This window comes from Sphingomonas sp. CBMAI 2297, assembly GCF_029870595.1.
GTDB lineage: Bacteria > Pseudomonadota > Alphaproteobacteria > Sphingomonadales > Sphingomonadaceae > Sphingomonas.
In genome coordinates, this window is record NZ_JAPDIR010000005.1 from 125239 (window position 1) to 139656 (window position 14418).

Genomic DNA, 14418 nt, shown 5'->3' on the forward strand with positions numbered 1-14418 from the left:
GTGCGCAAGCGGACGGAGGCGCCCGGCGAGGCCGGGTACCTCCGTCAGCGGCATCAGCGGGCCGGCAGGCTCGCCGCCAGGCCGCTCACGAACTCGGCACCCGCCGGCACCTGCGCGGTCGATGCCTTGATCGAATCGCCGATCGGCTCGGCGCGGCCGCCAAGGCATTTGCCGAGGAAATTCTCGGCCACCGCATTGAAGGCGATATTGTTCTGGGGGCGGGCGAAACCATGGCCTTCGTCGGGGAACAGGACATAGGTCACCGGAATGTTCTTGGCGCGCATCGCCGCGACGATCTGGTCCGATTCCGCCTTGTTGACCCGCGGATCGTTGGCGCCCTGGCCGATCAGCAGCGGGCGGACGATCGCATCGGCCTTGTAGAGCGGTGAGGCCGCATCGAGGAGCTTGCGTCCCTCCTCGGTCGTCGGGTCTCCCATCCGCTTGTAGAATTGCTGCTTGCCGGCCTCCCAATAGGGCGGGATCGTCTTGAGCAGGGTCTGCAGATTGGACGGCCCGACGATATCGACGCCGCAGGCAAACGCAGTCGGAGTGAAGGTAACCCCGGCAAGGGTGGCATAGCCGCCGTATGAGCCGCCCATGATCGCGACCTTGTCCGGGGTGGTCACGCCCCGCGCCACCGCCCAGCCGACCGCATCGAGCAGGTCGTCGTGCATCTTGCGGCCCCATTGCAGGTTGCCGGCGGTTATGAAGTTCTTTCCGAAACCGGTCGAGCCGCGATAGTTGACCGACAGCACCGCATAGCCGCGATTGGCGAGCCATTGGTGATAGCTGTTGTACCCATATTCGTCGCGCGCCCAGGGGCCGCCATGGACGAACAATATCATCGGCACGGGCTTGTTCGGCTTGCCATCGCCATCCGGGTCGGTACCGGCCGGGAGCGTGAGGTAGGACACGAGCGTAAGCCCATCGCGCGCCTTGATCTCCTCCGGGTACATGGCGACGAGTGGCGCGCCCTCGAGCTGCGGCCGCGAGACGTAGAGCGTGCTCAGCTTCCTGGCCTTGCGATCGAACAGATAGGTGGTGCTCGGCGCGACGACCGGATCGACCGCGACGATCCAGCGATCATCGGCACGCGTGCGCGAGGCGACGATCGGCTCGCCCTTCAACTGCTTGCGCAGCCAGTCGAGATCGGCCCCGATCCCGGGATCGATCGCGGTCCATTCTTCCTTGAGATAGTCGATCGAATATGCCTGGACGCGGCCCGTCTCGGCATCGGCCATGACCCCGCCGATATCGGCCTTCGGACTCTCGGCGATCGTCGTCATCTTGCCGGTGGCGACGTCCTGCGCGAGCAGCGCCGCCGTGTCGCGCCCGCGCGAATCGGTCCAGTAGAGCGTCTTGCCGTCCGCGGTGAAGCCGGCGGGGCCGGTAGTCAGCGAATCATCGAGCCCGATCGTCACCAGCGGCGTTGCCTCGATCTTGTCGCCGGTCACGCGGAAATAGTCGCTGCCGCCGTCGTCGCGCTGCTTGCTCGCCATGCGCAGATTGAGCTGGTCGTCGGCCAGGAAGCCGGCATAGCCGTCATTCCGCATCACGAGCGTCAGCTTGCCGGTCTTGAGATCGAGGCTGTAGACATCGTGCCAGCGCGGATCGCGATTGTTGATGCCGAGCAGGATGCGGCCGGTGACGTGATTGCTGGTGCCGACCAGCTTGACACGGGTCTTCTCGAACGGCGTGAGCAGCCTGGGCTCGCCCCCGGCGGGCGCCACGCCGTAGAGCAGGAAATTCTCGTCGCCACCCTTGTCGTTGATGAACATGATCTGCGAGCTGTCGGGCGCCCAGAAATGACTGCGGATGGGGCGCGTCTTCTCGGCAGTGAGCGGGCGCGCCTGGCCAGGGTCGGATGCCGGCGCGACCCAGATGTTGAGCACGCCGTCGCGCGGGGCGATCCAGGATAGCCATTTGCCGTCGGGGCTGAGGCGCGCCTGCGTCTTGGTCGGATTGCCGAACAGGTCGTTGCGTTCGATCAGGCGCACTGCACCGGGATCGGTCTGCGGCGCCGCTGCGCCCCCTGTCCCGACAGCCAGCAACCCAAGTCCGACCAGGTGAAGCGTCCGCATTGCCGTTCTCCAAAGCGATGATGAAGCGGGATCAGCTTATGACTCGATACAACATGTCTCAAGGCGAGTGACCTGGGGCGCCCGGCAAGGCGCTTGTCAGACCTGTGGATTCCTGCATAAGGCAATTGCCTTATGATACAATGTATCATTCCTTGCAACTGGATGCCGCGGCCGGCGTTCGCAGCGACGAAGGAAGTCGACGTGAAATTGATCAGGCTGTCCGTTCTGTCGGTGACCTTGCTTGCCGGAGCCGTGGCGGTTCAGGCGCGATCGGAGGGGCAAGGCTATCTGGCACCGGGGGCGTTCGACGTCCTGGCGATATTGCCGCCGGCTCCGGTGAAGGGCGATGCCCGCTATGAAGCCGACCGCCGGATTTTCCGGGAGACGCGTGCGCTGGTCGGCACGCCGCGCTGGGATATGGCAACCGGCGACGTTCCGACCGGGCAAGCCGATCTGATGCGCGATTTCAGCTGCGCGCTAGGCGTGACGATCACGCCGGCGAATGCGCCACGCACCGAGGCGCTCGTGGCGCGTGCCCGGATCGATACCGGGCGCGGCACCAATGTCGCCAAGGATTTCTACAAGCGCAGGCGTCCGTTCTTGATCGACAGAGGTGCGATCTGCCAGCCCGCCAGGGAAGTGCTCGACAGCTATGACTATCCTTCCGGCCACACGACGCTGGGTTGGACATGGGCGATGCTGCTCGCCGAGCTGGCGCCCGATCGCGCGACCCAGCTTCTCGCGCGCGGCCGCGCTTATGGTGAAAGCCGGATCGTGTGCGGCGTGCACAATGCGAGTGCGGTCGAGGGCGGGAGGCTCTCGGCGACGGTGACGCTGGCCGCGCTCTCGTCCTCGCCTCAGTTCCAGACCGATTTCGCAGCGGCGCGGGCTGAGCTGGCCGCGCTGCGAGCCACCGGCCCCGCGCCCGATGCCGGGATGTGCGCGCGTGAGGCGTCGCTCGTCGCCGAACCGATTTTCGATCCGGCGAAGCGGCGCTGAGCGATGGCGAGCAAGCATCAGGCGGTGCGCACCGAGCCCGTCCGCGCCTGGCGAGGCGTCCAAGTCCACGCGCTCGACGCTATCCTGCGGGATGCCGTCGATCTCGCGATCTGGGAGCGTGCGCTGGCCGCCGGGCTGAGCGCGGCAATCGGGCAAGCTGACCTCAGCGGAGTCGAGTTTCTCCGCTTCGAAACGCCGGCGGATCGCGTGGCCGAGGAATTGTGCCTCGCATTTCTGGAGGCGGGCATCGAGGGCGATGGCTGGGCGCTTGCCGAGGATGCGCAGCTGCTGGCATGTGCCTTTGCCCGCAATCTCGGGATCGACGACGTTGCGATCCGGCTGGAGCATGTCACCGGGGACGCCTGCCGACGCTTCCATGCCGACTATGTCAGCGCGCGGCTGATCACCACCCAATCCCGGACGCTCAGCCTTCCCGCCAATAGCGGTCGTTTATGGGTTCACGACCATATCAACGTGGCCGTAGGTAGTGTCAAAGCGGCTCTGTCAAATGAACGTGGCCTGGGGCGGGATAGGGTGATAGCGCCGGGTTATGAGCCGCAAATCGAGGGCAAAACCGCCGAGCCCATTCCGACGCTTTCCCTCATCGCCCGAGATAATCCGGTTGGTGGTTCTGATGTACGTGCGGTTCTCGCTGTCGCTGCAGGCGGAACCCGATTGGGCGTCTCCAGCAGGAGTTATTCCGCAGATTGGCTTTAAGTACTTGATATTTGTCCACTCGCAACACGGGGTGCGCCGCGAAAACTTACTGGAAAATCAATGCGGAATGCCGGTTTTTGGTACCGTGTACCGAAGGTTCGAATCCTTCCGCCCCAGCCAAGGATCACATCCAGGCGGAATGACGGCCCGTGAACGGCCGTCATTCCGCCGAATCCCGGCTGTGTGCCGCAAGTCGTGCGGGCGCTGAATCGCTCAGGCGAGCCGTCATCGCGGCATGGGCTTACTGGGCGCAGGCACCGCTTCTGTCCGCAAGCGCGCGTCGGCGGTCGCGGCGGAATGCGCAATAGGATCGTGCGCATGCATTTTCGCCGCTGAGCGCATGAGTATTACTCGATTGCATGCCAAAGCGGCAGGTACTGCGAATTACACCATTTTGGTTCATTCCGTTTCTGGACCTATCTCATTCTCGAAAATAGCCTGCGCTTGATCGACAGGATTCGGGGCATTTCTCCGTCGCCTGATCGACATAGAAGGGCACAATTCTAGTAGCCCTCAAAGGGGGAGGGCATATGCGTCTTCGCTTGTTGGCGTGCACGAGCACGCTGGCCATAGGTTTCGCGTCGCCGCCGGCGCATGCGCAGGAAACCACGACCTATCAATATGATCAGCTCGGACGGCTGGTGCGGTCGTCGATCAGCGGCGGGCCGAACAGCGCGGTGACGACGGCGACCTGCTTCGATCCGGCCGGCAATCGCGCGCAATATTTCACCGGCACCGGGGCGCCGCCCGTCTGCGCCACGCCCACGCCCACGCCCACGCCTACCCCGACCCCGACACCTACGCCTACTCCCACGCCGACCCCGACGCCCACGCCAACCCCGACACCCACGCCCACACCGACGCCGACGCCGCCGGTCGCGGTGAATGACTCGACCTCGTTCGTCTGCTCGACGACGAAGACGGTGGACCTGTTGGCGAACGATTATGACCCGAACGGCAATGTTCCGCTGACCCTGGTCTCGATCAATCCATTCTCCGGATCGATCTATGCCTCGATCGTCAGCAGTACCTCGGTGACGTTCAGCGCGGCCTATACCGGCACGGCGAGCTTCACCTACACGATCGCCAACAGCCTGGGCGCGACGGCCACCGGCATCGTCACCGTCACCGCCACCGGCAACAACAACGCCTGCATCGGCGAGCCGCCCGTCTAGCGCGCTGCCCCGCCACCCCAAATTCCTGATGGAGACCAGAATGCATAGGCATGTTGCACGGCTTCTCACGGCCTCGGCGTTGTTCGGCGCGCTGCCCGCGACGGCCCAGATCGTCCCGCCCAAGATCTACTCGACCACCCCGACGGGCGTGAACCTTGCGGATTCGGCGTTCACCTACACCACGACCGACATCGCGATCGGGCCGCTCAAGCTCGAGCGCTTCTATATCGGCAGCTATCTGAACGATCCGAACGCGATGTTCTTCGGGAGGCATACCAGCACCAATTTCGACATCTATGTCACCAGGCGAGTGAAATCGGTCGGGCGCTATGTCTACAATGTCTATCTGGGGGCCAGCCAGGGCGGCATGTACGATGTCGGCTCGCCCAATCCGATCGAATCGAATCTCGATTCCCGGCGCGGCACGCTGGAGATCGTCAGCGGCAACCTCGTCTATACGGACGCGGCGGGCACGATCTACACCTTCACGGCATCGGTGCCCGCGCTGAGTGTCGGCGGCGGCGTGATGCCGTCCTCGCAGCGCATCGCCAGCATCACCTATCCCGACGGACGGGTGCAGAGCTTCTCCTACAATGCCAGCCGCCAGCTCAAGCTGGTGAGCGACAGCTCGGGCTATGCGATGGTGTTCGACTATGGCGCCAACGGAAGCATCTCGGCGGCGTGCGGGTTCAACCTGTCCAGAACCTATGTCACGGCCTCCAGCACCTGCAGCGGCGCCGCGCTGAAGACGAGCTACGGCTATAGCGGCGACAAGCTGACCGGTTTCACCGACGTGATGAACCAGACGACGACCTATGGCTGGAGCGACAGCATCACCTGCATCAAGCCGCCCGGCTATGCGAACTGCAAGATCACCAATATCTATCTGTATACCAACAAGATCGATCGCCAGATCCTGGCGGACGGAAGCGTGTGGACCTACGCGTCCAACGCCGAGCCCGGCGTCATCACCGACGACGGCCAGGCCATCGACAGCGACGGGCAGATCAACGGCGGCGTGATGGATCCGGACGGGAAGAGCTTCGGCGGCACCTTCACGCGGTCGAGCCCCTACAGCTTCACCGACGCGAACGGGCAGACGACGCAGTATCGCTACACCGGTGCCAGCGACTTCTTCTCGAACAACCCGCCGGGCGGCCCGCTGGCGGAGGGCAGCTTCCTCGTCGAAGTGACCTATCCCGAAGGCAACAAATATCTGGCCGAGTATAACGGCGCTTATCGCGCCCTCAGCAAGGAGACGCTGGTCGCGAAGCCGGGCTCCGGGCTGCCGGATCTGGTGAAGGGCTATCTCTTCGGCGTCGCGTCCTATCCCATCACGCGGCAGAATGTGGCCAAGCCCAACGGGATCATCGATCCCAACGGCAACCGGACCGACTTTACCTATGCCACGCATGGCGGCGTGACGAGCGAGATGCAGCCGGCGCCGGTTGCGGGCGCGGCGCGGCCGCTGAAGCTCTACACCTATGTGCAGGGCTATGCCTATGTGAAGAATTCCGGTGGCGCGCTGGTGGCGGCGGCGTCGCCGGTCTGGCTGCCGGCGACCGAGACGCTGTGCCAGACCTATGCGGGCAGTAGCACGGCGAGCTGCGATCCGGCGGCGCCGATCACCGTCACCAGCTATGAATATGGCGCGAGCGGCACGGCGGACAACCTGTTGATGCGTGGCATGGTGATGACCTCGAGCGGGGTCAGCTTGCGCACCTGCTTCGGCTATGACGAGTATGGCAACAAAATCTTCGAGACCAAGCCGCGCGCTGGTCTTGCGAGCTGTTCGTGAACCGGAAGCAGGGGGACATCGCCATGAAGAAGATTGTCGCTCGGCTGCTGGGCTCGGTCGCCTTGCTCGCCCCGCTCGCCGCGATGGCGCAGTCTGCTCCTTCGAACTTCACCAGTGCAGCGCGCTATGATCTGGCCCGCCGATTGGTGGGAACGATCGCGCCCGATCCGGACGGTGCCGGGCCGCTCCACCATCTGGCGGTGCGCAACACCTATGACTCCAATGGGCGGCTGACACTGGTCGAGAAGGGTGAACTGGTAACCTGGCAACCGGAAGGTACTGCGCCGGAGAACTGGTCCGGTTTCTCGGTGCAGCAGAAGATCGCCACCGATTATGACTTGCTCGACCGCAAGGTGAAGGAGACGGTGCTCGGCTGGAACGCGGCCACCAGCACCTGGGAAACCGGACAGGTCACACAGTATAGCTATGACAGCGTCGGCCGGCTGCAATGCACCGCGGTGCGGATGGACCCGGCGTTGTTCGGCAGCCTGCCGGCCAGCGCCTGCGCTCAGAGCAACCCGTCCAATCCGATCGACCGGATCACCAGGAATGTCTATGATCCGGCCGGCCAGCTGGTGCAGGCGCGCAAGGCCGTCGGATCCAGCCTCGAGCAGGCTTATGCAACGTACGGCTTCACGGCCAATGGTAAGCAGGAATATGTCGTCGACGCGAACGGCAACAAGGCGCGGTTGGTCTATGACGGCCATGACCGCCAGGTGCAGTGGCAATTCCCCTCGACGAGCGCTCCCACCACCTACAACCCCTCGACGCCGGCCAATGCCCTGGCGACTTCGGGCGCGGTCAACACCAATGACCGCGAGGAATATGGTTATGACCTCAACGGCAACCGCACCTCGCTGAGGAAGCGCGACGGGCGGGTATTCGGCTATACGTTCGACGCGCTCAACCGGATGACATCAAAGCTTGTGCCCACGGCGTGCGTGGCCGGTTATGCATGCACCAACGTACCAGCCTCAATGGCGCGCAACGTCTATTACAGCTACGATCTGCGTGGGTTACAGACGGCCGCGCGGTTCGACAGTCCGAGCGGCACCGACGCGGTGACGAACGGCTATGACGGGTTCGGGCGCCTAGCGTTGAGCACCACGAGTATGGGCGGGTCGAGCGTGGCTTTCGGCTATCTCTATGACGCCAACGGCAATCGGACGCGGATCACGCATCTCGATGGCAACTTCTTCACTTACGAGTATGACGGGCTAGATCGTCCGGTGGCAATTCGCGAGAATGGCGGCACCTCGGTCGCAACGATGAGTTGGGACGTGCAAGGGCGGCGTGCGGGTGAGGCACGAGGTGCTGTCGCCACCAGTTATAGCTATGATGCGGCGTCGCGTCTGAGTAGCCTAGGCGACGATCTGGCGGGCAGCGGTTATGACGTGATGACGACCCTTGGCTATAATCCGGCCAGTCAGATCACGACCAAAGCCCGGTCGAACAACAGCTATGCGTTCGGGGCCTATACCAGTACCAACCGCAGCTACGCGGTGAACGGGCTGAACCAATACTCCGCGGTCGGCAGCAACAACTATGGTTATGATTCCAACGGCAACCTGACCTCCGACGGCGGCATCGCCTTTACGTACGATGCCGAAAACCGGCTGGTTGTGTCGTCAACCGGTGCCAGTCTCACCTATGATCCGCTAGGGCGCCTTTATCAGACCTACAGCCCGTCGACAGGCGTCACGCGGTTCTATCATGACGGCGACCAGCTGACGATGGAACTGAGTGGCTCCGGCGCAATCCTGAGGCGCTATGTCCACGGCACTGGCGTGGACGATCCGCTGCTCTGGTACGAGGCATCGGGACTTACCATGCGGCGCAGCTTGCAGATCGATCACCAGGGATCGGTCGTGTCGGTGGCGGATGCTGACGGCAACGCGCTGTGGATCAACAGCTATGACGAATACGGCGTTCCTGCCAGCGGCAACCAGTACCGGCTCCAGTACACCGGCCAGGCGTGGATTCCCGAACTGGGTATGTACTACTACAAGGCGCGCATCTACGCGCCGATGCTCGGGCGCTTCATGCAGACCGACCCCATCGGATACGAAGATCAAGTCAATCTCTATGCTTACGTAGGGAATGACCCCATCCAAGGGAGGGATCCTAGTGGGCAATTCGGTCTGTTCGACCAATGCCCTGCGGGGAGTTCCTGCGCTAGCACCGACCCCGAAGCCTCGAATGCTGCTGCGGCCTCGTATGGGGCAAAGGGTAGGCCGTATTCATCAATAGACGTCTATGTATGGACGCCTACTGAATATGCAGATGACCCTATAAGGGATCAGGGGCATGTTATGACAACCATTGGTGGAACTACACAGGTTCTAACAAACCCTTGGCCTGAAGACGGCAACGGAAAGACAAACAACACTCCAAGCAATACCAAAACTATATCATTTTCTGCATCATTTAGGAGTATGAGGGCCTATGGCTGGAATGGTACTTCGAATAGCGAATACAAACTCACGAAGTATACCGTGAACTTTGACTCAAAACTGTCCGGCAAGCTTTCCGGAATAGCCCGCGAAGAGGCTGGGAAAACCTGGAGATTGTTGGCTTCTTGGGGAAGTGATACGACGAATTGCACGGAGGCCGCCCGTCGTTTGCTCACCGCCGCTGGCGTAAGAACGAGCTGGGCCTTCGCGCAACCATCGCCGACGACGTTAGAGCGCGACTTGCGCCACGCGGTCTACAGAACGACAATGAAAGGCAGGATGAATTGATAGCAGCCAAACGGCTTGGTCTCCATCGTGTGTCATGGTCGTTAAGCACAGGAGGTTGTGATGATAAATCTTCATCGAACCAAGATTATAATTATTGGATCAATTGCTGTCGTCGCTTACTGGTTTTTTGTTGTCGTTAATGCGATTGGTTTGAGATATATTCATTGCTCATCTTCGGTAGTTGAGTGTGCCAAGATTTCTGAGATGGCAATCAATCGCTCGAACAATTACTTAGTGCAATCTGGAATTATATTTATATCTGTGGTTGCGATTGCACTTATAGTGATTTTCTTGAGGCGGCGCTGACGTAGCTATCGATAATATCGAAATATTTCTCAGATTCTAAGCTAGAAATTGCTCGCGCCTGTTCATTAAGTCAGTTTCTAGCGACGGATCGAAGGAAGAGCGGGCCATAACGAGAGTTTATCCTTAGGAACTTCAACTGATCTATTGGGGCGGACATCATGTACCGTTCTCTGGGCATCGTCGGTTTTCTTCTGATAGGATGCAGCAATCAGCCTGGTGCGTGTGGGGAATCATTCTGTATTGACCACGCCGAGAAGAATCAGTTGAAGAAAATATATGAGATGGAGGACGGGTCTACCAGTTTTATCAAGGTAGAAAGAAGTTTTCGATTTATGAAGGAAATGCACCTCAGGTCGATATGCGTTTGGCCAGGGTTTTGGCCGATGACGGCAAGGGCATACGGTATGACTTGGCAGAGGAAAAGGACAAGACATCCGTAGTGATAAGTATTGCTATGGGAACTTGGCCGAGAAAGATTGGCGTCTGGCAGGATTGTCAACTTGGGCACTGCGATGTCTTGGGTGTTGCATCGAGAATCAAGATTAACTCCAGGGACCGCTAGCGCCTTCGCGGAGCAACGGTGCGGCCTACTGCATCTGATGTTGCCCTCGCCGAACCATCCACGTGGCGCGGCTAGATCGTTTCAGGTGTTACACCGACATCCTCCGGTATTTCCTGTCGCAACTTCGGTCCGCTCGCCAGCCTGCGCGGCGGGTTCGGGGAGTGATGGAGTGGTCGTTAACCAGAAGCGGACGAACACGGCGTCCGCTTCGACCGCGACTGTGAGATCCCTTTCGAGGCGCGCAATGCCCCGAGTGAGTTGGTCGAGCCGTTTGGCAATGGCGGCCTCTTGGCGTTCCGCTGCATCCGGGGAGACGATGGAGGGAATGCCCGCCTCGGCGACCATCGACAGAGACAGTCCGCGCCGGGCGGCATGCGCCGCCAGCGCATCCATGACCTCTGTTTCGAGATAGACCGAAAGCCGCTGCTTCTTTGTCTTGGGTCCTTTCGCCACACGCAGTTCTCCTAGAGTTCGATGCCGTCGTCAGGTTGGGTCTTCGGCCGCGGCCACCGGGTTCCGAGACCGCCCGCGATCATGGCGTCGGCGCGCTCCTGATTCATATGCGCGTCGTAGAGTTCGATCGTCGTGCGCGCGTCCCGGAAGCCGAGATGGGCCGAAAGGACGGCGACGCTTGCCAGCCTCCCGTCCGGGTCGGTTGTGCGCAAGGTCTGCCAGAGCGGCCCGTCATAGCGATCGATCGCCGGCATGTATTTCGGGCCGGCCCGCTTCGTCGCTGAACAGGACAGGATCAGCAAACGGCGGGGAGGGAGAGATCGATCCATCGGCCGGCCCTCCCGGTGACTTGGGGGGAGGCGCCGATACGCCGCACCATGACGGGATGGGTCTCGCCCGCCTGTGCCGGATAGCCGGATAGCCGGATAGCCGGAAGGTCAGGTCTTGCTTGGAGCCTTTTTTGCCCTTGGCGCACCCTTGGCCGCGCGACCTTTTGCGCCGAGTCCTATCTTGTGCGCCATCGCGCGACGCTGCTCCGAATAATTGGGCGCGACCATCGGATAGTCGGACTTTAGATTGTAGCGTTCACGATAGCTTTCCGGCGTCATGCCATGGGTGGCGAGGTGTCGGCGCAACGTCTTGTACGGCTTTCCGTCCACCATCGAGATGATGTGATCTTTCGATGCGAGCGACTTCTTGACGGATACGGCCGGCGGATATTCGACGGGAGCCGGCGACGGCTCCGGATCAGTATCCGGGGATGGCTTGTCGGCCGACAGTGCGGAGAGCGTCGCATGGGCGCGCAGATCGAGATGCGGCTGATCCGCCACGGCTTCTATCCGCGCGGCGGTGGCCGGATCGAGGTCGATATCGCGCCGGGCAAACTGGCGCCGATCGATTGCATCGAGCGCGGCGCGCTGCGCTCGGTGTCGGCAACTGCCCTATTTGCGGCGCTGGCGTACAACATTGCCGAGCGCGAGATCGCGACTGCGCGCAAGTTGCTGCTGGACTGGCCCGAGGACACGTTCGCCGTCCGCCAGCTTCCCGACGAGCAAGGCCCTGGCAATGTGCTGCTTCTCGAAGCGGCGTTCGAGCATGCGACCGAGATCGTCACGGGTTTCGGCAAGCTTGGCGTATCGGCGGAATCGCTGGCGAAGACCGCTGGGCAGCGCATGGCCGGGTTCCTCGCGTCCCATGCGTTCGCGGGCCCTTATCTGGCGGATCAGCTTTTGCTGCCCTTCGCCCTGGCGGGGGGCGGCAGCTTCACTACGGTGAAGCCAAGCCAGCACGCGCTTACCGCTCGCGACATTATCGAGCGCTTCACCGGCCAGCGCTGGGTGTTCCAACAGCAGCCGGGCGGATGCCATCTCGTGCGGTGAGCTCTCGATAGGCCGGACGGCGCGCGCAAACCGTAGGATCAGGCTGCCCGGTGCTGGCGCAATGCCAGGCCTTGATTTCGCCATTCCCAGCGGCCGCTTGCGCAGGTCGACTTCGCAAAACCGGCCAGTCCGCAAGCGGCCCAAATCCAGCCATCCACGGGCGGAGGTTTGAGCGGCGAGGATCGACCAGCCCTAATCGGCCACCAGGGGTTAGGCTCGCATGGCGCGGACTGACTGTGCTGTTTCTCCTTCCAAAATGATGGCCGCCGCTTCCGCGAAGTCGCTCACCTGATGGTTCGGGCCAACCTTTTCCTTGTCCAGGGTCCAGCGCGGGACGAAGTTGCCGGGAAAATAGATGGTTCTGAGACCTGCTTCCTTGGCCGGAGCTATGTCACGATCGAGTTGATCGCCCACCATGTAGGCGGTCGCTGGATCGCCGGTGAGGCGTACAATGCGCCGGAAAAGATCAGGGCGCTTCTTTCCTTCAATTACTCGAGTGAAATGTCCTGTCAGCCCAAGCTCAGCCGCTGTCTCCTCAACCCTGGCGCGCGCAGCTTCGGTCACGATGAGGACCGTGGCGTTCGCCTTCTCCAGCATCATCAAGCCCTCGACCACACCAGGCCGTAGCGCCGGCTGCTGTTTCAGCGCCGCGAAGAAGCGCTTTACCAACGCTACCTCATCGACACTCGCCAGCATTGAGGGGAGATGATTCGACCAGGCAGCGCGCGCGGCTACTTCACTCGGCTGTCCCTGCAGCGCGAAGACGAGCGCACGCACTAGAAGATGAGGGGGGTAACGTAACCCGTCATGATGTCGCGCTGCGATCGCTTGATCGCAAGCACGGATAAAACTCAATCGATCCGTAGTCGCTGCCTTCAGCCCAACTGCTGCTTCCACCTGTTCCAGGAGCGCTAGCTGCGCGCGCGCGAACACCTCATCGGTATCCCAGAGCGTGTTGTCGGCGTCGACAAATACGGTAATCGATCCCTCGATCTTAATCATGAGGAGCGCCCTCCTTGGCGTTGTGCTTGGGCGCGGCTGTGTTCTGAGCAGGGGGTAGCGGCTCGGTAGGGAGTTGTGGCGCGGCCTTGGCCGTCGGAGAATCCGATGGTGTCGCAGGCGGGGCTGGGGCTTCACCGACGGACGTAACGGGCTTCACCTCGATGGGCGCGCCCGAAGAATCAACATGTATAACTATCGGCTTCGCCGGTGGTGGCGTCACGGCTATCCCGACGATTACGAGGCTCACCAACCAAAGGAAGAGACAGGTTAGCGACATCGCAAGCAGTCGCTGTGCTGGATCAAGGAACCGGAGTTTGTCTGCGGCTTTGGCCGCGACAAGATAGGTCTCGCCAACGAGATCTCGGAAATAGGCTTGCTTAAGCGCATGATCAAGGACGGGATCGACCTTTTGCTCAGGGTCGGCATGCGGCGTGACAAAGGTCAGTGCCCAGGCCTTCGGCCGGACGCGCAGAATTCCTCGATAGAAAAGCCGCGAGCGAGGTAGGCTGTCGTCGCGCGACACTTCGCCGTCGTGGACATATTTGAAGCGGGTTCGGGTCGCGTGAAAGGTGATAAGGGCACCGAACACCGCGGAAAGCACGAAGGCTCCAAACAAGACGTAGCTCGCGCTGAGCACCACCTGGGAGCAGAGCGGCTGCGCTGCAAAGCTGGACCGAGGATAGGCATCGAGCATGCGGGCGAAGAGTACGCCCGAGAAGGCAGTCAGGAATGTCGTCACTGTCAGCAGGCGAGTAGCCTTCTGATCTTGATACTCCGTCTGATCCTTGACCTCGTCGAGGCTCTGGCGGGCGAGTTTGATCGCATCATCGAGCCGATCCTTGTCGATATCGTCCGTGGCCGGCAGATCTGTCCAATGCGCGGCTGCGTCGCCAAACTCCCGCGTCAATGCATCGGTGTCGAGCAGCTTCGGCTTCCCACCGTCCAACACCCGCGGGTAGTAGTCGATCTCATGACCTAGCAGAGCGTGATAAATTGCCTTGATAGGCGACAACGGCTTCCTGGCCTGGTCCTTCGCGGACACCTGCGCTTCGGCTTCCTGGTTGGTTTGCTCGGCCTCACTCACACTTGCCGCATAGCCGATTTGGCTTGGCGACGCGAGTACATATCGCGAACGCTGATCTAACCCCTGCCGACGTTTCGATTGATATGCGACTAGCCGCACTTCGCTCATGCAAGAATAATCT

At 61.5% G+C, this 14418-nt stretch carries 11 protein-coding genes and 1 pseudogene; 6 read left to right on the forward strand and 6 right to left on the reverse strand.

Features of this window, described 5'->3' with window-relative positions; translation table 11 throughout:
- Window positions 1-53: 53 nt before the first annotated feature.
- A complete protein-coding gene (locus tag OMP43_RS09185) occupies window positions 54-2081 on the reverse strand; it encodes a S9 family peptidase (RefSeq protein WP_280279416.1) in 2028 nt (675 codons plus the stop codon).
- 201 nt (window positions 2082-2282) lie between these two features.
- On the opposite strand from OMP43_RS09185, the gene OMP43_RS09190 reads away from it, so the two are divergent.
- The 5 genes from OMP43_RS09190 to OMP43_RS09210 all read left to right on the forward strand — a co-directional run bounded on the left by OMP43_RS09190 (window position 2283) and on the right by OMP43_RS09210 (window position 9511).
- Window positions 2283-3080 (forward strand): phosphatase PAP2 family protein, encoded by a 798-nt coding sequence (locus OMP43_RS09190; protein ID WP_280279417.1) that lies wholly within the window; start codon window positions 2283-2285, stop codon window positions 3078-3080.
- 3 nt (window positions 3081-3083) lie between these two features.
- Complete coding sequence (locus OMP43_RS09195; protein ID WP_280279418.1) at window positions 3084-3797, forward strand: DUF1826 domain-containing protein; 714 nt, start codon at window positions 3084-3086, stop codon at window positions 3795-3797.
- Window positions 3798-4327: 530 nt separating this feature from the next.
- The gene (locus OMP43_RS09200) at window positions 4328-4972 is read left to right on the forward strand and encodes an Ig-like domain-containing protein (protein ID WP_280279419.1); all 645 of its coding nucleotides are present in this window, start codon (window positions 4328-4330) and stop codon (window positions 4970-4972) included.
- Between the two features lie 40 nt (window positions 4973-5012).
- Window positions 5013-6770, forward strand: a complete 1758-nt coding sequence (locus OMP43_RS09205; RefSeq protein WP_280279420.1) for a hypothetical protein — start codon at window positions 5013-5015, stop codon at window positions 6768-6770.
- A 23-nt stretch (window positions 6771-6793) separates the two neighbouring features.
- Window positions 6794-9511, forward strand: a complete 2718-nt coding sequence (locus OMP43_RS09210; protein WP_280279421.1) for an RHS repeat-associated core domain-containing protein — start codon at window positions 6794-6796, stop codon at window positions 9509-9511.
- Between the two features lie 939 nt (window positions 9512-10450).
- Here OMP43_RS09210 and OMP43_RS09215 read toward each other — a convergent pair.
- From OMP43_RS09215 to OMP43_RS09225, 3 genes and pseudogenes are all read right to left on the reverse strand, one after another.
- A pseudogene (locus tag OMP43_RS09215) lies at window positions 10451-10772 on the reverse strand (CopG family transcriptional regulator).
- A gap of 71 nt (window positions 10773-10843) precedes the next feature.
- Window positions 10844-11161: a hypothetical protein gene (locus tag OMP43_RS09220; RefSeq protein ID WP_280279422.1), complete on the reverse strand. Its 318-nt coding sequence runs from the start codon at window positions 11159-11161 to the stop codon at window positions 10844-10846.
- Window positions 11162-11269: 108 nt separating this feature from the next.
- On the reverse strand, window positions 11270-11611 hold the full coding sequence (locus OMP43_RS09225; RefSeq protein WP_280279586.1) for a MucR family transcriptional regulator: 342 nt from the start codon (window positions 11609-11611) through the stop codon (window positions 11270-11272).
- A 15-nt stretch (window positions 11612-11626) separates the two neighbouring features.
- On the opposite strand from OMP43_RS09225, the gene OMP43_RS09230 reads away from it, so the two are divergent.
- On the forward strand, window positions 11627-12211 hold the full coding sequence (locus OMP43_RS09230) for an RNA 3'-terminal phosphate cyclase (protein ID WP_280279423.1): 585 nt from the start codon (window positions 11627-11629) through the stop codon (window positions 12209-12211).
- A 210-nt stretch (window positions 12212-12421) separates the two neighbouring features.
- Here OMP43_RS09230 and OMP43_RS09235 read toward each other — a convergent pair whose 3' ends face one another.
- Window positions 12422-13213, reverse strand: coding sequence for an HAD family hydrolase (locus OMP43_RS09235; RefSeq protein ID WP_280279424.1), 792 nt, complete (start codon window positions 13211-13213; stop codon window positions 12422-12424).
- On the reverse strand, window positions 13206-14405 hold the full coding sequence (locus OMP43_RS09240; RefSeq protein ID WP_280279425.1) for a hypothetical protein: 1200 nt from the start codon (window positions 14403-14405) through the stop codon (window positions 13206-13208). The genes OMP43_RS09235 and OMP43_RS09240 overlap by 8 nt, the downstream gene beginning before the upstream one ends.
- Between the last annotated feature and the right edge of the window lie 13 nt (window positions 14406-14418).